19 protein-coding genes are annotated in these 20,089 nt (G+C 70.4%); 16 read left to right on the top strand and 3 right to left on the bottom strand.

Features of this window, described 5'->3' with window-relative positions; translation table 11 throughout:
* Window positions 1-154 precede the first annotated feature (154 nt).
* The 12 genes from ptlF (at window position 155) to FF041_RS28150 (ending at window position 15,383) form a co-directional block, all read left to right on the top strand.
* On the top strand, window positions 155-943 hold the full coding sequence (ptlF, locus tag FF041_RS28095) for a 1-deoxy-11-beta-hydroxypentalenate dehydrogenase (RefSeq protein ID WP_153525427.1): 789 nt from the start codon (window positions 155-157) through the stop codon (window positions 941-943).
* A 135-nt stretch (window positions 944-1,078) separates the two neighbouring features.
* A complete protein-coding gene (gene ptlE / locus FF041_RS28100; RefSeq protein WP_323392920.1) occupies window positions 1,079-2,899 on the top strand; it encodes a neopentalenolactone/pentalenolactone D synthase in 1,821 nt (606 codons plus the stop codon).
* Window positions 2,900-3,026: 127 nt separating this feature from the next.
* The gene (ptlD, locus tag FF041_RS28105) at window positions 3,027-3,950 is read left to right on the top strand and encodes a neopentalenolactone/pentalenolactone F synthase (RefSeq protein ID WP_323392922.1); all 924 of its coding nucleotides are present in this window, start codon (window positions 3,027-3,029) and stop codon (window positions 3,948-3,950) included.
* On the top strand, window positions 3,947-4,957 hold the full coding sequence (locus tag FF041_RS28110) for a polyprenyl synthetase family protein (RefSeq protein WP_153525429.1): 1,011 nt from the start codon (window positions 3,947-3,949) through the stop codon (window positions 4,955-4,957). Before ptlD ends, FF041_RS28110 begins: the two co-directional genes overlap by 4 nt.
* Before the next feature lie 132 nt (window positions 4,958-5,089).
* Window positions 5,090-6,100: a pentalenene synthase gene (gene ptlA, locus FF041_RS28115; protein ID WP_153525430.1), complete on the top strand. Its 1,011-nt coding sequence runs from the start codon at window positions 5,090-5,092 to the stop codon at window positions 6,098-6,100.
* An 83-nt stretch (window positions 6,101-6,183) separates the two neighbouring features.
* On the top strand, window positions 6,184-7,533 hold the full coding sequence (ptlI, locus tag FF041_RS28120; RefSeq protein ID WP_153525431.1) for a pentalenene oxygenase: 1,350 nt from the start codon (window positions 6,184-6,186) through the stop codon (window positions 7,531-7,533).
* A gap of 107 nt (window positions 7,534-7,640) precedes the next feature.
* Entirely contained in the window at window positions 7,641-8,660 is a 1,020-nt protein-coding gene (locus FF041_RS28125) for a 4-hydroxy-3-methylbut-2-enyl diphosphate reductase (protein WP_323392924.1), read from the top strand.
* A 76-nt stretch (window positions 8,661-8,736) separates the two neighbouring features.
* On the top strand, window positions 8,737-10,542 hold the full coding sequence (locus tag FF041_RS28130) for a 1-deoxy-D-xylulose-5-phosphate synthase (RefSeq protein ID WP_153525432.1): 1,806 nt from the start codon (window positions 8,737-8,739) through the stop codon (window positions 10,540-10,542).
* Window positions 10,543-10,591: 49 nt separating this feature from the next.
* The gene (gene ispG / locus FF041_RS28135) at window positions 10,592-11,743 is read left to right on the top strand and encodes a flavodoxin-dependent (E)-4-hydroxy-3-methylbut-2-enyl-diphosphate synthase (RefSeq protein WP_153525433.1); all 1,152 of its coding nucleotides are present in this window, start codon (window positions 10,592-10,594) and stop codon (window positions 11,741-11,743) included.
* Window positions 11,744-12,055: 312 nt separating this feature from the next.
* Window positions 12,056-12,901: a GNAT family N-acetyltransferase gene (locus FF041_RS28140; RefSeq protein WP_323371886.1), complete on the top strand. Its 846-nt coding sequence runs from the start codon at window positions 12,056-12,058 to the stop codon at window positions 12,899-12,901.
* Between the two features lie 166 nt (window positions 12,902-13,067).
* Complete coding sequence (locus FF041_RS28145) at window positions 13,068-13,616, top strand: GNAT family N-acetyltransferase (RefSeq protein WP_153525434.1); 549 nt, start codon at window positions 13,068-13,070, stop codon at window positions 13,614-13,616.
* 69 nt (window positions 13,617-13,685) lie between these two features.
* The gene (locus tag FF041_RS28150) at window positions 13,686-15,383 is read left to right on the top strand and encodes a proline--tRNA ligase (protein WP_153484543.1); all 1,698 of its coding nucleotides are present in this window, start codon (window positions 13,686-13,688) and stop codon (window positions 15,381-15,383) included.
* 222 nt (window positions 15,384-15,605) lie between these two features.
* On the opposite strand, the gene FF041_RS28155 is transcribed toward FF041_RS28150, so the two are convergent.
* From FF041_RS28155 to FF041_RS28165, 3 genes are all read right to left on the bottom strand, one after another.
* Window positions 15,606-16,469 (bottom strand): aminoglycoside phosphotransferase family protein, encoded by an 864-nt coding sequence (locus FF041_RS28155; RefSeq protein ID WP_153525435.1) that lies wholly within the window; start codon window positions 16,467-16,469, stop codon window positions 15,606-15,608.
* 48 nt (window positions 16,470-16,517) lie between these two features.
* Entirely contained in the window at window positions 16,518-16,958 is a 441-nt protein-coding gene (locus tag FF041_RS28160; RefSeq protein WP_153525436.1) for a ferritin-like domain-containing protein, read from the bottom strand.
* A gap of 63 nt (window positions 16,959-17,021) precedes the next feature.
* The gene (locus FF041_RS28165) at window positions 17,022-17,519 is read right to left on the bottom strand and encodes a hypothetical protein (RefSeq protein WP_323392927.1); all 498 of its coding nucleotides are present in this window, start codon (window positions 17,517-17,519) and stop codon (window positions 17,022-17,024) included.
* Window positions 17,520-17,671: 152 nt separating this feature from the next.
* On the opposite strand from FF041_RS28165, the gene rimP reads away from it, so the two are divergent.
* From rimP to FF041_RS28185, 4 genes are all read left to right on the top strand, one after another.
* Window positions 17,672-18,169: a ribosome maturation factor RimP gene (rimP, locus tag FF041_RS28170; protein WP_153480566.1), complete on the top strand. Its 498-nt coding sequence runs from the start codon at window positions 17,672-17,674 to the stop codon at window positions 18,167-18,169.
* Between the two features lie 2 nt (window positions 18,170-18,171).
* A complete protein-coding gene (gene nusA, locus FF041_RS28175; protein WP_323371047.1) occupies window positions 18,172-19,176 on the top strand; it encodes a transcription termination factor NusA in 1,005 nt (334 codons plus the stop codon).
* Between the two features lie 275 nt (window positions 19,177-19,451).
* Entirely contained in the window at window positions 19,452-19,727 is a 276-nt protein-coding gene (locus tag FF041_RS28180; RefSeq protein WP_323371048.1) for a YlxR family protein, read from the top strand.
* Between the two features lie 171 nt (window positions 19,728-19,898).
* Window positions 19,899-20,089, top strand: a 191-nt coding sequence (locus FF041_RS28185; protein ID WP_323392929.1) for a translation initiation factor IF-2 N-terminal domain-containing protein, incomplete at its 3' end; no start/stop codon positions are given.

The raw sequence follows: 20,089 nt of genomic DNA on the forward strand, positions 1-20,089 counted from the left end.
CGGCGCGCTGGTCGTCCTCGCCATGCTGGCCGTGTTCTCCGCGGTCGTCTTCGCCCTGAGCCTCAGACTGCCCGAGCCCCGCTGACGCCCGGCGCTTCCCCGGCGGCCGGTCCGACGCATCATCGCTGTCCGACAGACGTGGAGGAAGCCGGAGATGTATCTGCAACCGAGGACGGCCGTGGTGACCGGCGCGGCCAGTGGGATCGGGTTCGCCCTCAGCGCCAGGCTGGCGAGGTCCGGCGCCGAGGTGGTGATGACGGACATCGCGGGCGACGGTCTCGCCCGGCGGGCCGGGGAACTCGCCTCGCTCGGCGCGAAGGTCACCGCGGTGGCCGCCGATCTCACCGACCCGGCCGCCGTCGGGGCGCTGGCCGACACGGCGTTCGAGCGTCTCGGCGAGATCGATGTGATCTGCAACAACGCGGGTGTGGTCGGGCCGGTGGGGATGCCGCTGTGGGCCGTCCCCCTGGAGGAGATGCGCCAGGTGCTCGATGTGAACTACTGGGCGCATCTGTATGTCGCGCGCGCTTTCGTGCCACGGCTGCTCAGCTGCGGACGGCCCGCGCACTTCGTCCAGACCGCCTCGATGTCGGCGTTCGCCGTCGGCGCGGGCACCGCCGCGTACGCCGCGTCCAAGCATGCCGACCTGGCCGCGGCCCGGAGCCTCAGGGCCGACCTCGACGGCTCTCCCGTACGGGTCTCCGTGCTCTGTCCCGGGCGGGTCGATACGCCCATGACCAGGGGCCTCATGGCTCCCCGGAGCGCCACCGGAGCCACGACGATCACTGCGGACGAAGTCGCCGAGGCCGTGTGGGGCGCACTGGGATCCGATCAGTTCTACATTTTCACCAACGCCGACGCCCCGGCCAGAATCGGCGACCAGTTCGATGACGTATGGCGCCATCTGAAGTCGGAACGACCCTGGTTGGAACCCTCTGCATGACGGTTGCGCGGTTCTCGCCCCAGGACGGCCGGATCCGGTGGCCGGTGATCCGCGGAAACTGGCCAGTCGGTCAACCTGGTGCTCTTGCGGAACCGGATGGAGATCTCTCTCGGAGGAGTTGCTGTGGTGTCCCGTGTGAGTGACGGCGTTACGGACGGCGGTTCAGACACCGTCGACATCGATGCGGTGCGGACGAAGTACCGGGAGGAGCGTGAGAAGCGCCTACAGGCCGACGGGGGACGGCGATATCGCGGCGCGCGGGACGAGCTCGCGCATTACGCGGCAGATCCCTACGCGACACCTCTGGAGAGGGCGGCCGTCGCCGACGACGTGGACGTCACGATCATCGGCGCCGGCATCGGCGGGCTGCTGGCGGGGGCGCGGCTCCGTGAGGCGTGCGACGTCGAGACCATCCGCCTCATCGACAAGGCCGGCGACGTCGGCGGGACCTGGTACTGGAACCGGTTCCCAGGACTGCGCTGTGATGTCGAGAGCTATGTCTATATGCCGCTTCTCGAAGAACTGGGGAGCATGCCCACGGAGAAGTACGCGACCGGCGCGGAGATATTCGACCACTGCCGGGCCGTGGCCGCGAAGTACGACCTCTATCGCGACGCGCTCTTCCAGACCTCGGTCACCGAACTGATGTGGGACGAGGACTCCTCGCGATGGCTCGTCCGCACGGACCGCGGCGATCGGATACGGTCTCGTTTCGTCTGCATGGCGATCGGCTCCCTGCACCGGCCCAAACTCCCCGCCATACCGGGGATCGAGAGCTTCCAGGGGCGCTCCTTCCACGCCAGCCGCTGGGATTTCGAATACACCGGCGGTGATGTCTCCGGAGGTCTCGACCAGCTCCGCGACAAGAAGGTCGGAATCGTCGGAACCGGCGCCACGGCGGTTCAGTGCATACCGCATCTGGCCGAGTCCGCGGCGCAGCTGTACGTCTTCCAGCGCACCCCCTCGACCATCGGCGTACGGAACAACGGGCCGACCGACCCGGAGTGGGCGGCGCGGCTCGAACCGGGCTGGCAGCAGCGCCGCATGGACAATTTCCACGCGCTGACCTCGGGAGTCCCCCAGGATGTGGACCTCGTCCAGGACGGCTGGACGGAGATCACGTCCAAGCTCGCCGCGATCCTCCCCCAATCCTCATCCTCCTCCGTCATGGACCCGAAGGAGAAGGGCGCCGCGATCGAACTCGCGGACTTCTCCAAGATGGAGGAGTTGAGGCAGCGGATCGACGCCGTCGTCCACGACAAGGGAACCGCAGCCGCACTGAAGCCGTACTACCGGCTGTTCTGCAAGCGGCCGTGTTTTCACGACGGCTATCTCGACGCCTACAACCGGCCCAACGTCACCCTGGTGGACACCGAGGGGCGCGGTGTGGAGCGTCTCACCCCCGCCGGGGTGGTGGCGGGCGGCCGGGAGTACCAGGTCGACTGTCTGGTCTTCGCCTCGGGCTTCGAATCCGAATTCGCCGTTCCCTACACGGCCCGGGCCGGCTACGACATCATCGGCCGCGACGGCGTGTATCTGTCCGATAAGTGGGCCGACGGAGCCCGTACCTTCCACGGCCTCCAGGTGAACGGCTTCCCGAACTGTTTCATCATGTCCAAGGTGCAATCCGGACTCCATGTGAATGTCCCCTACATGCTCAATGAGCAGAGCAAGCATCTCGCCTACATCGTCCAGACCGTCCAGCGACTCGGGAAACAGGTCGTGGAGGTGTCCTCCACGGGTGAGAAGGAATGGGTCGAGACGATCCTCGGGCTGGCGAACCGGAATCTCGACTTCGCCGAGTCCTGTACTCCAGGGCTGTTCAACAACGAGGGCCGACCCGCGGATCTGGACATCCTCAACTCAAGTTACGGGGGCGGCTCGGTCGAGTTCGTGAACGTCCTCGAAAAATGGCGCGAGGCCGGTGACCTAGCCCACCTCGAACTGCATGACTAGCAGGCTCGCCCCGCATGGCCCGCGACTCGGCCGCACAAGACCGATGGAAGAGCAGAAGAAGAACAGAACAAGAACAGAACAAGAACAGAAGAAGAATCGACTCAACGCGAAGTAGGTGACAACGGCAGTGGACGTTTCTCCGATATCCGGCTCGGTCATCGGGGCCGTCGTGGACGGCGCCGACCTGTCGGGCAGTATCGACGAGCAACAGATCGAAGATATCTGGGCGGCGCTCGACAGACACCTGGTGCTGGTCTTCCGCGGGCACAAGGATCCGTCGGACGAAGAATTGATGGCGTTCGGACGGCACTTCGGACATATTCCTCGCACCGGCCTCACGACCGGAGCCAATCCTGATCATAACGAGATCCTCATCATCTCCAACGTCGTCGAGAACGGCCAGAAGATAGGCGTCGGCAACGCGGAGTGGATGGACTGGCACACGGACTACTCCTTCCGCCCCCGGGTCGCGCGGCTCGGCTTCCTGGCCGCGGTCGAACTGCCGCCCGGAGGAGGCGGTGAAACGCTCTTCACCGACATGTACTCCGTCTACGACTCCCTGCCGGACGGACTCCGGGAACGCCTGCACTCCTACCGGGCACGGCACGCGCTCCGCTCCGGTTACGAGGACGTCATCGAGGAGGAGCACCAGGGCGAGCTCTCCATCGAGGCGCCGGACATGGAGCCGTCGGCCGAGGAGCCGCTGATCCCGCCGGAGGGCGGTACGTCGACCGTCCACCCGCTGATCGCCCGGAACCCCCGGACCGGCCGCCGCTCCGTCTACGTCAATCCGCTGAACACCAAGCGCGTCCTGGAACTGGAACGCGCCGCCAGCGACGAACTGCTCCAGGAACTGTTCGCCAAGGCCGGCGAGCCGTCCCTGACCTATGCCCACGACTGGCTCCCGGGCGACATCGTCATGTGGGACCAGCTCGGGACCGTACACGCCAGACGGCCCTACGACGCCACGGAACGCCGGACCCTCCGCAAGGTCGTCACGATCTTCGACAGCGCGGTGGAGCCGTGGCGTGCGGGAGGAGACGCGTCATGACCGTGGTCCTGGAGAGCCTGCACCGCAGCCGCGACGCGATCACGCCGGCGCTGCGCACCGTGCTCGACCGGCTCGACGAGGAGACCCGTCACCAGGCGGCGTACCACCTGGGCTGGATCGACGCCGACGGCGCTCCCGCCCACGGCGGCGGCAAGGCCGTGCGCCCCGCGCTCGCGCTGCTGTCCGCCCAGGCGGTCGGCGCACCGCCGGAGACCGCGCTGCCCGGCGCGGTGGCAGTCGAACTGGTGCACAATTTCTCGCTGCTGCACGACGATCTGATGGACGGCGACGAAGAGCGCCGCCACCGCCGCACCGTCTGGACGCTGTGGGGCCCCACGGGCGCGATCCTCACCGGCGACGCGCTGCTGGCGCTCGCACAGGAGACGCTGCTCGACTGCGGACTGCCCACCGCGGCGGCGGCGGCGAGACTGCTCGCCCGCGCCACCAGCGACCTGGTCCGCGGACAGGTCCAGGACGTGGCCTTCGAACGGCGTACGCATGTGACGCTGGAGGAGTGCGCCGACATGGCCGCCGGCAAGACCGGCGCACTGCTGTCCGCCAGCGCCGCGATCGGCGCCGTGCTCGCCGGGGCGCCGGTGGCCACCGTGGACGCCCTGGCGCTCTACGGCAGCCAGCTGGGCCTCGCCTTCCAGCTGATCGACGACGTCCTCGGCATCTGGGGCGACCCCGCCGTCACGGGGAAGTCCGTCCACTCCGATCTGCGCGCCCGCAAGAAGTCGCTGCCGGTCACCTACGCGCTCAACCAGGGCGGCACGGCCGGCGTCGAGCTGGCCTCCTGGCTCTCCGCGCCGGGCGAGCCCGACGAGGCCGAGCTGCGCCACGCGGCCGGGCTGGTCGCCGCCGTCGGCGGCCGTGAGTGGGCCACCGCGGAGGCGGCCCGGCGCATGGCGCTCGGCGAGGCCGCGCTGCGCACCGTCGACCTCGACGCCGGAGCATGCGACGAACTCATCGCGCTCGGCCGCTTCGTCGTCGACCGGGAGGTGTGAGGAGTCCCCGCGCGGACGCCCCGCCCGGCCTGCGCCGCACCGTTCGCCCTCCGCCCCCGGAGGCGATCGCCTCACCGTTCGTCCCATGAGGCATGTCTGTGCCCCACCACAGCCCCCAGGGAGATCCCCCGAATGTCCCTAGACATCGACTTCTTCGCACTCCTGCCCGACCGCCTCAGCCCCGACGCCGCCCGCGCCGAGGCCGTCCACCTCGACTGGCCCCGTAAGCTCGGCCTCATCACCACCGAGGCCGCCGCGGAGCGCCACCACCGGGGCGGCTACGCCGATCTGGCCGCCCGCTTCTACCCCTCGGCCGTCGGCGGCGACCTCGACCTGGGTGTCGATCTGATGTCGTGGTTCTTCCTCTTCGACGACCTCTTCGACGGTCCACGCGGCGACGACCCGAAGGAGGCCGGAAAGCTCACCGACGCCGTCGCCGCCGCTCTGGACGGTCCGCTCCCCGGCACAGCGCCCCCCATCGCCCACGGCTTCGCCGATGTGTGGCGGCGTACCCGCCAGGGCATGACCCCCGCCTGGTGCGCACGGAGCGCCCGGCACTGGCGCAACTACTTCGCCGGATACGTCGACGAGGCGTTCAGCCGCCACCGCAACGCTCCCTACCAGTCGGCCGGGCACTACCTCGCCATGCGCAGGCATACGATCGGTGTGCAGCCGACCGTGGACCTCGCCGAGCGCACCGGACGCTTCGAGACGCCCCACCGTGTGTTCGACAGCGCCGTGCTGTCCGCGATGCTCCAGATCGCCGTCGACATCAATCTCCTCCTCAACGACATCGCGTCGCTGGAGAAGGAGGAGGCGCGCGGCGAGCAGAACAACATGGTCATGATCCTCATGCGCGAGCACGGCTGGACCAGGAGCCGGAGCATGGCGCATATGCGGGATCAGGTCCGCGCCTGCCTCGACCAGTTCTTCCTGCTGGAAACGGTGCTGCCGAAGGTCTACGACACCTTCGGCCTCACCTCCGGGGAGCGTGAGGCGGCAGAGCGATACCGGCTCGACGCGGTGCGCACCGTGATCCGGGGATCGTACGACTGGCACCGCTCCTCGGGCCGTTACGCCACCGACTACGCGCTCGCCGCCAGCCACCAGGGCTATCTGGAGGAGCTGGGCAGCGTTCTGTAGCGCTCCGCCGCCGGGCACGGACACCCCGCGTCCCGGCGGCACCGGCAAGAGAGCCATGAATTCAAGGAAGTCGAGGATTCCCGATGTCCCAGCAGACCTTCGTCGCCGGCACAGCTCCCGGGGCCGCCCCCGTGGTGGGTCACGCCTGGCAGATGATGCGCCGCCCTCTGCAGTTCATGTCATCGCTGTCGGCCCACGGCGACATGGTGAAGATACGCATCGGCACGACCACGGCCTATGTGCCCTGCCACCCCGAACTGCTCCGCCAGATACTGAAGAGCGACCGTGTCTACGACAAGGGGGGGACGTTCTACGACCGGGCCCGCGACATCGCCGGCAACGGGCTGGTCACCTGCCCCTTCAGCGACCACCGCAGGCAGCGGCGTCTGATGCAGTCGGCCTTCACCCGCCCACAGCTGAAACGATACTCCACGGCGATGCACGCGGAGATCGACGCCACCACGGCACGATGGCAGGACGGCGCGGTCGTCGACGCCTTCCCCGAGATGTACGGCATGGCCCTGCGTACCGTGGGCCGCACGCTGTACTCCACCCCGGTCAGCAAGGAGATGGCGGAGGGCGTGGAACGCGCCTTCGACACCGTGCTCAACGGCCTCTTCCGCCAGATGTTCCTGCCCGAGGCCCTGCGGCGGCTGCCGACCCCGGCCAACCGCCGCTACCGGGAGAACCTGCGCTATCTGCACGCCACCACCCAGAACCTGATCGACGACTACCGGCGGGACGACACCGATCACGACGATCTCCTCTCCGCCCTGCTGGCCTCCCGTGACGAGGACGGCGGACGGCTGGACGACAAGGAGATCCACGACCAGGTCATCACCGTGATGGCCGCCGGCACCGAGACCGTCGCCGGCACCCTCACCTGGATCTTCCATCTGCTCTCCGTCCACCCCGGGATCGAGGCACAGCTGTACGACGAGATCGACACCGTCCTCGGTGGGAAGCCCCCGAACTGGGACGACCTTCCTCAGCTGTCGCTGACCGACCGGATCATCACCGAGACCCTCCGGCTGTACCCGCCGGCCTGGCTCTTCACCCGGCTCACCGCGTCGGAGGTCGAGGTCGCGGGGATACGTCTGCCCCAGGGGACCACCGTCGTCTTCAGCCCGGCCGCCGTGGCGCACGACACGGACGCCTACCCCGACGAGCGCCGGTTCGACCCCGACCGCTGGCTGCCCGACCGGGTCACCCCGCTCGCGCGCCAGGCGTTCATGCCCTTCGGCACCGGCGCCCGTAAGTGCATCGGAGACCTGTACGCCCGGACCGAGGCCACCCTCGCGCTCGCCACCATCCTGAGCCGATGGCGGGTCACCTGCGAGCCCGACGCCGACATCCGGCCCGTGCCGCTGGCCACCGTCTACCATCCGCGCCGTCTCCGCCTCCGCCTCGCGGCCCGCACCCCGGGCCGGTGAACACCTTCCGTACCCGCAGGCGTCCGCGGCGCTGATCACCCCCGCGGACGGTGCACGCCCCCGATATCGGCGAAGGAAATCAAGGCCCCTGGAAGAGGAAGGCTCTGGTGGAGAATCAACACATCACCGCGGACCCCCGCCGCGGCGAGCGGGACAAGCGGGTGGTCCTGGCCCAGCCGAGAGGCTTCTGCGCCGGGGTGCGCCGCGCCATCGGCATCGTGGAGCGGGCCCTGGACCTTCACGGCGCGCCGGTCTACGTGCGCAAGGAGATCGTGCACAACCACTACATCGTCTCCGAGCTGGAGAAGCGAGGAGCACGATTCGTCGACAGCGAGGACGAGGTCCCCGAAGGCGCCCTGTGCGTGTTCTCCGCGCACGGCGTCTCCCCGGCGGTACGCGCCGGGGCCGCCCACCGGGGACTGGAGGTGATCGACGCCACCTGCCCGCTGGTCGCCAAGGTGCACCAGGAAGCGCTCCGCTACGCCCGCGACGGCCGGATCATCCTGCTGGTCGGGCATGTCGGCCACGAGGAGGTCGAGGGCGTCCAGGGCGAGGCCCCCGAGCACACGATCGTGATCGAGACCGTCGAGGACGTACAGCGGCTCGATCTGCCCGATGACACACCGGTGGCCTATCTCACCCAGACGACGCTCTCATTCGACGAGACCGCACGGGTCGTCGCGGAACTGCACCGCAGGTTCAGCGATATCGTCGGCCCCCACGGCGACGACATCTGCTACGCGAGCCAGAACCGTCAGAACGCCGTCGAGGAGCTGGCTCGCCGCAGCGACCTGGTGCTGGTCGTCGGCTCCCGGAACTCCAGCAACTCGCTGCGCATGGTCGAGGTGGCTCGGGAGCACGGCTGCGCCGCGCACCTGGTGCCCGATGTGACCCACCTCGACGAGCAGTGGCTGAACGGTGTGACGAGCATCGGCGTCAGCTCGGGGGCCAGCGCTCCGGAGATCCTGGTCCGCGAGCTCGTCGACCGGCTGGCCGCGCTCGGCCACGACGACGTCGAGCTCCAGCGCGGAGTCCCCGAGGACGTCGTCTTCTCGATGCCCGGGAGACTCGCCGACCCCGTCACCGGCCGAGTGCCGCGCACACCCCTGGCCGATGAGGCGCGATGACCCGCCGGCCGCGCACACCCACACCCGTGTCTGCGGATGAGGTCCGCAGCACATGGCAGAGAGGGAGGGTTGCACCATGCTGAGCTTGGAGAGCATCCAGGGACCCGCGGATCTGCGGGCCCTGTCCCCGGAACAGGCGGGGCTGCTCGCACCGCGGATAAGACAGCTTCTGGTGGACACCGTCACCCGCACCGGAGGGCACCTCGGACCCAACCTCGGGGTCGTCGAGTTGTCGATCGCCCTCCACCGGGTCTTCGAATCGCCCCGTGACCGGATTCTGTGGGACACCGGACACCAGGCCTATGTACACAAGATCCTCACCGGCCGGGCCGGGGCGCTCGCCACCCTCCGCCAGGCGGGCGGGCTCTCCGGCTATCCGTCCCGCAAGGAGTCCGAACACGACGTCATCGAGAACTCGCACGCCTCGACCGTGCTGTCCTGGGCGGACGGACTGGCCCGGGCGCAAGGCATCCAAGGCGTCGTCGACCGCGCCGTGGTGGCGGTGATCGGGGACGGCGCGCTGACCGGCGGCATGGCATGGGAGGCGCTCAACAACATCGGGGCCGCCGCCGACCGCCCGGTGATCATCGTGCTGAACGACAACACCCGCTCGTACGCTCCCACGATCGGCGCCTTCGCCGACCATCTGGCGCTGCTGCGCGGCCCCGGAGCGCCGAAGGCGCTGTTCGAGAGCCTGGGGCTGGCGTATCTGGGGCCGGTCGACGGGCACGACATCACCTCGCTCGAAGCCGCCCTGCGCCGGGCGGCCGGACTCGGCCGGCCCGTCCTGGTCCACTGCGTCACCGAGAAGGGCCGTGGACACACCCCCGCCGAGCAGGACGAGATGGACCGCTGCCACGCCGTCCGCGGCCGGTCCACGGGGAAGGCGAGCGGGGACGGCTCGCGGTCGTGGACATCGGTCTTCGGCGGGGAGCTGGCCGAACTCGGCGCGAGCCGGCCGGACATCGTGGCGATCACCGCGGCCATGCTCGCCCCGACCGGACTGGGCGAGTTCGCCAGACGGTACCCGGACCGCACCATCGACGTGGGCATCGCCGAACAGCACGCGGTGACCGCGGCGGCGGGCCTGGCCCTCGGCGGTATGCACCCGGTGGTGGCGCTGTACGCGACCTTCCTCAACCGGGCCTTCGACCAGCTTCTGCTCGACACCGCCCTGCACCGCGCGCCCGTGACCTTCGTCCTGGACCGGGCGGGGGTGACCGGGGACGACGGCGCGTCGCACAACGGCATGTGGGACATGTCGCTGCTGCAACTCGTCCCCGGTCTGCGACTGGCCGCGCCGCGTGACGCCGCGACCCTGCGCAGGGCCCTGCGGGAAGCCGTGGCCGTCCACGACGGACCCACCGCCGTGCGTTTCCCCAAGGGCAGCACCGGCGGGGACATCCCGGCGGTCGGCACGATCGCGGGCATCGATGTGCTGCGGCGCGGCGGGGGAGAGGACGTCCTCATCGTCTCCCTGGGCGCCATGGCCGGAACCTGTCTGGAAGTGGCCGATCGTCTGACCCGGCACGGCTTCGGCGTCACCGTCGTCGACCCCCGGTGGGTCAAGCCGGTCGCCCCCGCCCTGGTGGAACTCGGTCTGAACCACCGCCTGGTCGCCACCGTCGAGGACAACGGCCGTGCCGGCGGCGCCGGATCGGCGATCGCCCAGGCGCTGAGCGACGCCGGAGCGGCGACGCCCGTACGCACCTTCGGCATCCCCCAGCACTTCCTTGAGCACGGTACGCGGGCCGACCTCCTCGCCGGGGCCGGACTGTCGGCGCAGCACCTCGCCCGTGCTCTGGCGGAGATCCTGTTCGGCCGGGAGATCGAAGAGCTGGAGCACCAGCCACTGGTGGCGGTCGAGCAGCACAGCGGCTGACATATCGGTGGTTCTCTGATGAATCATGCCCATTGAGGAGGAACGTGCCATGACGCTCTTGCTCGGAACACCGTCCGTCCCGACCAGACTCGCCCCACGGCGCAGTAGCCGGAAGATCCAGGTCGGGTCAGTGGCCGTCGGCGGCGACGCCCCCGTGTCCGTGCAGTCGATGACCACCACGCGCACCTCCGACATCGGCGCGACCCTCCAGCAGATCGCGGAGCTCACCGCGTCCGGCTGCCAGATCGTCCGGGTCGCCTGTCCCACCCAGGACGACGCCGACGCGCTGTCGGTCATCGCGAGGAAGTCGCAGATCCCGGTGATCGCGGACATCCACTTCCAGCCCAAGTACGTCTTCGCCGCCATCGACGCCGGCTGCGCGGCGGTCCGGGTGAACCCCGGCAACATCAAGCAGTTCGACGACAAGGTCAAGGAGATCGCCAAGGCGGCCTCCGCCGCCGGCACCCCCATCCGGATCGGGGTCAACGCCGGTTCGCTGGACGCGCGTCTGCTGGCGAAGTACGGCAAGGCCACCCCCGAGGCCTTGGTGGAGTCGGCGCTCTGGGAGTGCTCGCTCTTCGAGGAGCACGGTTTCCAGGACATCAAGATCTCGGTGAAGCACAACGACCCGGTCGTGATGGTGAACGCCTACCGTCAGCTCGCGGCGCAGTGCGACTATCCGCTGCACCTGGGCGTGACCGAGGCGGGTCCGGCGTTCCAGGGCACGATCAAGTCGGCGGTGGCCTTCGGGGCGCTGCTGGCGGAGGGCATCGGGGACACCATCCGGGTCTCGCTCTCGGCTCCTCCGGCGGAGGAGGTGAAGGTCGGCATCCAGATCCTGGAGTCCCTCAATCTGCGTCAGCGGCGGCTGGAGATCGTGTCCTGCCCGTCCTGCGGGCGGGCCCAGGTGGACGTGTACAAGCTGGCCGACGAGGTGACGGCGGGCCTGGAGGGCATGGAGGTCCCGCTGCGGGTCGCGGTCATGGGCTGTGTCGTCAACGGTCCCGGCGAGGCCCGGGAGGCCGACCTCGGGGTCGCGTCCGGCAACGGCAAGGGGCAGATCTTCGTGAAGGGCGAGGTGATCAAGACCGTGCCCGAGTCGAAGATCGTCGAGACGCTGATCGAGGAGGCGATGAAGATCGCCGAGCAGATGGAGAAGGACGGGATCGCCTCCGGCGAGCCCCAGGTCTCCGTCGCCTGATCCACCGGGGAGCCGGGGGACCCTGTTCATCGGGAACCCGGGGAGCCCTGTCCATCGGGAGCCCTGTCCATCGGGAACCCGGGAACCCGGGAAACCCTGGCCACCAGGACCCCGAGGCGTCCGGACCCCCTCGTCCCGGCCGCCCGTGCTCCCCGTCCCCGCTGGCTGAAGCATGGCTTCCGACCGGCTGGATCTCAACGATTTCCGGCCCCGCCCGCGCTCCGCGCGAGCGGGGCCCTTCCGTGCGCTCGGCACCCGGCCCACCCTCCAGGTACAGTGCGGAGATCAGTAGCCGGCAGGTGAGGCCCCCTCGTGTTGACGCAGACGACCACCCGGGTCCTCGAACCCGGCGACCTCGGCGCGGCTCTCGCCGTGCTGGAGAGCGAACCCGTCGTGAATGCCTTCGTCACCTCCAGGGTCCAGGTCGCCGGGCTCGACCCCTGGCGCCTCGGCGGCGAGATGTGGGGCTGGTACACCGACGGACGGCTGCGCTCCCTCTGCTACTCCGGCGCCAACCTCGTCCCCATCTGCGCCACCCCCGAGGCGGTGCGCGCCTTCGCCGACCGGGCCCGCCGGGCGGGCCGCCGCTGCTCCTCCATCGTCGGCCCCGCCGAGCCCACCGCCCAGCTGTGGCGGCTCCTCGAACCCAGCTGGGGCCCCGCCAGGGATGTGCGCCCCCGGCAGCCGCTGATGGTGACCGACCGCCTGCCCGACGACATCCGGCCAGATCCCTATGTCCGCCGCATCCGCAAGGACGAGATGGATCTGATCATGCCCGCGTGCGTGGCCATGTTCACCGAGGAGGTCGGCGTCTCCCCGATGGCCGGTGACGGCGGGCTGCTCTACCAGGCCCGGGTCGCCGAACTCGTGGGCGCGGGACGCTCCTTCGCCCGGATCGAGGACGGCCGGGTGATCTTCAAGGCGGAGATCGGCGCGGCGACCAGCCGGGCCTGCCAGATCCAGGGCGTCTGGGTCGACCCCGAGTACCGGGGCCGGGGCCTGTCGGAGACCGGAATGGCCGCCGTGCTGCGGTACGCCATCGCCGATGTGGCCCCGCTCGTCAGCCTGTACGTCAACGACTACAACACCCCGGCGAGGGCGGCGTACCGGCGCGTCGGCTTCCAGGAGACCGGGGCGTTCATGAGCGTGCTGTTCTGACCCGAGGGGCTCCACCCCGGGTTCCGCCCCCCCCGGCCCGTCCCCAGGGTTCCGCCTCGGGTCCCGCCCCCGGGCCCGCCCCGGGACTCCGCCCCCCGCCGCCGGGTCCCGCACCGCCGGGTCCCGCACTGTTCTGGCCACGGGCCGGGGCAAGTAGGGTTCCGGCATGGCAGCCCTCCCCGAAGTCGTGGTCGAGCCGCTCGACCTCGCCGCACGGACCGATGAAGCCCTCGCGGTACAGGCCCTCGCCTTCGGTCTGACCGCGGACGAGGTCGAGGTGCGCCGCCATATCGTCCACCGGCATCTGCTCCAGCCCGGGGCCCGCGCGCTCGGCGCGCTCACCCCGGAGGGGCGGCTGGTGGGCTTCGTCTACGGCATGCCGAACGACCGCAGACACTGGTGGTCCACCGTCGTGGAGCCCTATCTGCGCGCCAACGGCAGAGAGAGCTGGCTCGACGACTCCTTCGTGATCACCGAGCTCCATGTCCACCCCGCCTTCCAGGCCCGTGGCATCGGCCGCGCACTGATCACCGCCATCACCGACACCGCTGATGAGCCGCGCTCCATCCTCTCCGCGATCGACGTCGAATCCCCGGCCCGGGGGCTCTACCGGAGGCTCGGCTACACGGACCTCGCCCGCCGGGTTCTGTTCCCCAGCGCGCCCAGTCCGTACGCCGTGATGGGGGCCCCGCTGCCGCTGCTGCGGGACAACTGATTTCCGCCCTCACCCGCCGCCCGGCTAACCTCCTGCACATCACCTTTCCTTGACGCAGGAGATTCCCCCATGGCAGCCCAGGTCCAGCGCATGTCCCGTCTGATGGTCAAGACATTGCGCGACGACCCCGCGGACGCCGAGACCCTCAGCCACAAGCTGCTCGTCCGCGCCGGTTACGTACGGCGCAACGCGGCGGGCATCTGGTCCTGGCTGCCGCTCGGCAAGAAGGTCCTGGAGAACGTCTCCCGCGTGGTGCGCGAGGAGATGGACGCCATCGGCGCGCAGGAGGTCCTGCTCCCCGCCGTCCTCCCCAAGGAGCCGTACGAGGCGACCGGCCGCTGGGAGGAGTACGGCCCGGAGCTGTTCCGGCTCAAGGACCGCAAGGGCGCGGACTACCTCCTCGGCCCGACGCACGAGGAGATCTTCACCCTGCTGGTCAAGGACCAGTGCACGTCCTACAAGGATCTGCCGGTGATCCTCTACCAGGTCCAGTCGAAGTACCGCGACGAGGCGCGTCCGCGCTCGGGCATCCTGCGCGGCCGTGAGTTCCTGATGAAGGACTCGTACTCCTTCGACACCACCGACGAGGGCCTGGCCGAGTCGTACGCGCTGCACCGCGAGGCGTACATCAAGATCTTCCAGCGGCTCGGTCTCGACCACCGGATCGTGTCGGCGGTCTCGGGCGCGATGGGCGGCTCGGCCTCGGAGGAGTTCCTCGCCCCGGCCGCCGCCGGTGAGGACACCTTCGTCCACTGCACCGCCTGCGACTACGCGGCCAACACGGAGGCCGTGACCTTCGTCGCCGAGCCGCCCGCCGCGGTGGAGCACCCGGCGGTGGAGGAGCTGGACACCCCCGACACCCCCACCATCGAGACCCTCGCCGAGCACCTCGGCGTGCCCGCGTCCGCCACCCTGAAGAACCTGCTGGTGAAGGTGGACGGCGAGATCGTCGCGGTCGGCGTGCCCGGACACCGGGAGGTGGACCTGGGCAAGCTCTCGGACCATCTGGCCCCCGCCGAGGTGGAGCTGGTCACCGCCGAGGACTTCACCGGCCGCCCCGATCTCGTACGCGGCTATGTCGGCCCCCAGGGCCTGGGCAAGGTGCGCTATCTCGCGGACCCGAGGATCGCGGCCGGCACGGCGTGGATCACCGGGGCCAACAAGGAAGGCGTCCACGCCAGGAACGTCGTCGCCGGGCGTGACTTCGAGGTCGACGAGTACGTGGACGTCGTGGTGGTCGAGGACGGCGACCCCTGCCCGAAGTGCGGTACGGGGCTGAAGCTCGACCGCGCCATCGAGATCGGCCATATCTTCCAGCTGGGCCGCAAGTACGCGGACGCCTTCCAGCTCGATGTGCTGGGCCAGAACGGCAAGCCCACCCGGGTGACGATGGGCTCGTACGGCATCGGCGTCTCGCGTGCGGTGGCGGCGCTGGCCGAACAGACGGCGGACGAGCAGGGCCTGTGCTGGCCGGCCGAGATCGCCCCCGCGGACGTCCATGTGGTGGCGGCGGGCAAGGCCCTCCAGACCGAGCTGGCCCTCGATGTCTCCGCCCAGCTGGCCGAGGCCGGGCTGCGGGTCCTGGTGGACGAGCGTCCCGGTGTCTCCCCGGGCGTGAAGTTCACCGACGCCGAGCTGATCGGCGTCCCGAAGATCCTGGTCGCGGGCCGCCGCTCGGCCGAGGGCATCGTCGAGCTGAAGGACCGCAGGACCGGCGAGCGCGAAGAGCTCCCGGTGGCCGAGGCGATCGCCCGTCTGCGCGGCTGACCCTTCGGCGAGCGCGCCTGACCCGGGTCGATCCGGGCGAAAACTGTAGGACGGTAGGAACGAACGGTCCGGGGGCCCCGTCCCCCGGACCGTTCGCCGTCGCCGGGCCGGGGCGCACCCTCAGGCACGGGCGGGCCCAGGGAGCCGCGCGGCGTCTCCAGCTAAGAGCCGGGAACGAACTCCAGCGGCAGCTAAGAGCCGGGAACGAACTCCAGTGGCAGCTCAGAGCCAGGAAGCGAACTCCAGCGACGACTCCGCCTCGCGGACCCGCCCCGCGGCCATCGCCCGCATCCCCGACTCCACGGCCCGGAACAGGGCCCACCCGCGCAGCCGCCGGGGCTCCACATCCAGCGAGTCCGCCAGCCTGCCCACCCTCCGGCGGGCCGCCGAGGCCCCCGCCGATGCCGCCACCAGATCCTCCGCCCGGTCCCGCACCAGCCGGGCCAGATCGTAGGCGCGCTCCCCGGTCAGCGGCTCCGGGCCCACCGCGAGCCAGGGCGCCCGGTCCCCGGCCAGGACCTTGCCCTGGCGGAAGGAGCCGTGCAGCAGAAAGTCCTCCGAGGCGTTAGAGACCAGCTCGTCCCGGGCGTCGAGCGCGGCCGTGACCAAGGGGTCGTCCAGCCCCCGCAGCGCCCGCGCCTGCCGCTCCGTACGCTGTGCCACCGACTCGAAGCCGTGCCCGTCCCCCGGCTCCACCCACAGCCGCCGTACGACCCCCGCCGCCTCCAGCAGCGCCTTCGCCTCGGGCAGCGACCGCAGCGAGACCTCGGGGTGCAGCCGCTCCAGGAGCAGCGCGTCCCCGGCCTCCGGGACCGGGAGCACGCGCACCGACCCCCAGCCGTCCCAGCGCTCCAGCGCGGCCCGCTCCGGCTCCGGCCCACGCCGGGGGAGCTTCAGCGTCGCCGGGGTCCCGTCCGCCAGCCGTACGAGAACGATCAGACTGCTTCTGCCGCCGGGGGCCAGCACCCGTTCGACGCCGAGCCCGAGACGGGCCACGGTCTCCTCGGCGATACCGGGCAGCCGCCCGAGCCAGTCGTCGTCCTCGCCGAGCGCCCGCACCAGACGCCGGGGCGCTTCAAAACCCATGCGCGAGTGGATCCCTTTCGCTGTGGTCGCCGCGGTGTGCCGCGGCCCTCACCCTTCGTCCGCCCGTTCGGCGAGACCTGGAAAGGCTACGCCGCTGCCCCGCCAGCGCACCGCCCGCACCGCCGCCTCCCGCAGCGCCGCCGCGGCCTCCCGCCGGACGGGGCCCCGGCCGGCCCGTACGAGATCCGAGCAGACGCCCGCCACCCGGTCCTCCAGGAACGCGGCGAGCCGCACGGCCGCCCCGGCGTCCGGCACCGGGAACGGCAGCTCATAGGCCGGGGCCGCCGCCGCCGGCTCGCCGCCCAGATCGCGCGCCGTGCGCGCGAGCACGTCCCGCCGGGCCCGGTGCGCGCTGTACGCCGCCCGCGCCTCCCGCTCCCGTCCGTCGCCGACCCGCGCGCCGACGACCCCGTATCCGTACACAGCCGCGTGCTCCGCCGCCAGCGCGGCCTGGACCGCCCCGAGCACCTCGCCGCTGTCCGAGCTCATCGCAGAACCCCTGTTCGTCAGTGGGCGGACGGCCGGCCGGAACCGGCCGCACCCCGTCCGAGGTCATCCGGAATCCCGGTGCGTCAGCAGATACGCGTGCGCCGCCCCGGCCGCCGCCAGCGAGGCCAGCAGCCGGGCGAGCTCCGGCTCCGCCGTCTCCAGCGCCGCCGTATGCCGGTCGGCGGTACCGCGCTCCGCCTGCGCCAGCGCCGCGAGCGCCGCCCGCTCATCGGCCGGCACCGGCACCGGTGCCGCGGCGGCGGGCCGCGCCGGGGCGGGGGAGCCGCCGGAGGGTCCGCCGAGCGCCGTGACATGCTCCGCCACCGACGCCCGCAGCGCGCCCAGCCGCTCCGAGAGGCCCGGATGGCGCGCGATCGTGGCGTCGTACCGGTCGCGCAGGGCCCCGCTCGCCGCCGCCAGCCGCCGGCGGGTCGCGGCCTCGGCCTTCGCCCGGGAGGCCGCCGCGGTCTCCGCTCCGCCGGCGCAGCCCGGCAGCGTTCCGGCGGCTGCCGCGCCCGTCACCATGAGTACACGCCGCCGTGTCGTCCCGGTACGCTCCACGCGGGTCTCCCTCGACTCTCCGTGATCATCGCCGCAGGCGAGCGTACCCGCGGGTCGCCCCCGGTGGACGGCAACACCCTCCGGGACCGGATACCCTTTGATGCGACACACGACGATCCCACAACAGCACACGCGGCCGAGGAGTCACCCGGATGAGCACCACCCAGAGCGAGAGGCTGCGCGGGTTGCTGGAACCGCTCGTCAGCGCCGCGGACCTGGAGCTGGAAGAGATCGAGATCTCCCGAGCCGGTCGCCGCCGCCAGCTGAGGATCATCGTGGACTCCGAAGACGGCGCCACCCTGGACGCCTGCGCCGAGCTCAGCCGCGCCATCTCCGCGAAGCTGGACGAGACCGACGCCATGGGCGAGGACGAGTACGTACTCGAAGTCAGCTCGCCCGGTGCGGACCGCCCCCTGACCGAGCACCGCCACTACGCGCGTGCCGTCGGGCGGTTGGTGAGATTCCAGCTCCAGGACGCCGGAGAGCTCACGGCGCGCGTCCTCACCGTCGACGACGAGGGCGTCGATCTCGAAGTGCCCGGAGTCAAGGGTCGCAAGCCCACCGCACGCCGTATCGCCTTCGCGGAGATCGCCAAGGCCCGTGTGGAGATCGAATTCAACCGCAAGGACAAGAAGGAAGAGGAGGCGTAGCCGTGGACATCGACGTAAAGCTCCTGAAGGGCTTGGCACAAGAGAAGGAGATCCCCTTCGACCTCCTGGTCGAGGCGATCGAGTCGGCCCTCCTCATCGCGTACCACCGCACCGAGGGCAGCAGCCGCCACGCGCGCGCGGTGCTCAGCCGTGACACCGGCCATGTGACGGTGTGGGCCAAGGAGGACCCGGCCGATCTGGAGGAGGGCCAGGAGGCCAAGGAGTTCGACGACACGCCGTCGGACTTCGGCCGGATCGCCGCCACCACCGCCCGCCAGGTCATCCAGCAGCGGCTGCGCGACGCCGAGAACGACGTCACCTTCGGCGAGTACGCCCGCCGTGAGGGCGATGTGGTCTCCGGGCAGGTGCAGCAGGGCAAGGACCCCAAGAACGTCCTGGTCAGGCTGGACGACAAGCTGGAAGCGATCCTGCCCGTGCAGGAGCAGGTCCCGGGCGAGGAGTACACCCACGGACTGCGGCTGCGCACCTATGTCGTCCGGGTCGCCAGGGGCGTGCGCGGCCCGTCCGTGACCCTCTCGCGGACCCACCCCAACCTGGTGAAGAAGCTTTTCGCGCTGGAGGTCCCGGAGATCGCGGACGGCAGCGTCGAGATCTCGGCGATCGCCCGTGAGGCCGGTCACCGCACCAAGATCGCGGTCCGTTCCACCCGGTCCGGACTGAACGCCAAGGGCGCGTGCATCGGCCCGATGGGCGGCCGGGTCCGCAATGTCATGGCCGAACTGCACGGCGAGAAGATCGACATCGTGGACTGGTCGGACGACCCGGCCGAGATGGTCGCCAACGCGCTCTCCCCGGCGCGGGTGAGCAAGGTCGAGGTCGTGGACCTCGGCGCGCGCTCCGCCCGGGTGACCGTCCCCGACTACCAGCTGTCCCTGGCGATCGGCAAGGAAGGGCAGAACGCCCGCCTCGCCGCCCGTCTCACCGGCTGGCGCATCGACATCCGTCCCGACACGGAGCAGGACGACCGCGAGTCCGACCGGGACTGAGACCGCGAGTCCGACCGGGCCTGAGCAGGACCGAGCAGGACCGGCCGGGCCTGAGCAGGACCGACCTGACCGGGATCGACCGGGATTGGTCGGGATTGGTCGGGCCTGAGCAGGACTGAGGCTGGACTGAGCGGATTCCCGGGCGGGGCCCTCTGCCGTCCTGACGGCGGGCCGCGCCCGGGATCCGGACCACGATCGTTGCCCGGGATCGAGACAACGATCGTTCGATTCTTGCCCCACAGGGGTGAGGCCGCTACGGGGAGGTAGACTTAATCGTGTCTGGCCGGACGCACGCTCGTGCACGCCCTGAACGAACGTGTGTGGGGTGCCGGGAGCGAGCGGCCAAGACCGATCTGCTGCGCATCGTGGCCGTCGGAGACGACTGCGTCCCCGACGATCGCGGTACGCTGCCCGGCCGGGGTGCGTATGTACACCCCGCCTTGGTCTGTCTCGATCTGGCTGTACGACGCCGGGCGATTCCCCGGGCCCTCAGGGCACCGGGACCGCTCGACACCGCCGGACTCCGGCGGCGCGTAGAGCAGGCCGAATAGCGGATTTGCACCAAAGAAGCACCAAAGAAGCAACGCACGGGCTGCCGTGCGGTCAGGTACCTCGCGAGTTGGAAGTAGGTCGAGATTGCGATGAGCACTCGATGAGTACGCGATGAGTACGCCCATGAAGTAGCGACGGTCCGGCGGTAACCCGGACCTAAAAGGAGCGAAGTGGCTAAGGTCCGGGTATACGAACTCGCCAAGGAGTTCGGTGTAGAGAGCAAGGTCGTCATGGCCAAGCTCCAGGAACTCGGTGAATTCGTCCGTTCGGCGTCCTCGACGATCGAGGCGCCGGTTGTACGTAAGCTGACCGACGCTTTGCAGGGGTCCGGCTCCGCCGGCAAGCCCGCTGCCAAGCCTGG

The organism is Streptomyces jumonjinensis (genome assembly GCF_009600885.1).
In the GTDB taxonomy this organism is placed as follows: Bacteria; Actinomycetota; Actinomycetes; order Streptomycetales; family Streptomycetaceae; genus Streptomyces; species Streptomyces jumonjinensis.

Excerpts from the sequence above, each read along its gene's own strand:
- ptlI (WP_153525431.1), top strand. The coding sequence starts at position 6,184 with ATGTCCCAGCAGACCTTCGTCGCCGGCACAGCTCCCGGGGCCGCCCCC.
- ispG (WP_153525433.1), top strand. The coding sequence starts at position 10,592 with ATGACGCTCTTGCTCGGAACACCGTCCGTCCCGACCAGACTCGCCCCA.
- ptlA (WP_153525430.1), top strand. The coding sequence starts at position 5,090 with ATGTCCCTAGACATCGACTTCTTCGCACTCCTGCCCGACCGCCTCAGC.
- FF041_RS28150 (WP_153484543.1), top strand. The coding sequence starts at position 13,686 with ATGGCAGCCCAGGTCCAGCGCATGTCCCGTCTGATGGTCAAGACATTG.
- FF041_RS28110 (WP_153525429.1), top strand. The coding sequence starts at position 3,947 with ATGACCGTGGTCCTGGAGAGCCTGCACCGCAGCCGCGACGCGATCACG.
- FF041_RS28130 (WP_153525432.1), top strand. The coding sequence starts at position 8,737 with ATGCTGAGCTTGGAGAGCATCCAGGGACCCGCGGATCTGCGGGCCCTG.
- FF041_RS28155 (WP_153525435.1), bottom strand. The coding sequence starts at position 16,469 with ATGGGTTTTGAAGCGCCCCGGCGTCTGGTGCGGGCGCTCGGCGAGGAC.
- ptlF (WP_153525427.1), top strand. The coding sequence starts at position 155 with ATGTATCTGCAACCGAGGACGGCCGTGGTGACCGGCGCGGCCAGTGGG.
- FF041_RS28160 (WP_153525436.1), bottom strand. The coding sequence starts at position 16,958 with ATGAGCTCGGACAGCGGCGAGGTGCTCGGGGCGGTCCAGGCCGCGCTG.
- FF041_RS28145 (WP_153525434.1), top strand. The coding sequence starts at position 13,068 with ATGGCAGCCCTCCCCGAAGTCGTGGTCGAGCCGCTCGACCTCGCCGCA.
- rimP (WP_153480566.1), top strand. The coding sequence starts at position 17,672 with ATGAGCACCACCCAGAGCGAGAGGCTGCGCGGGTTGCTGGAACCGCTC.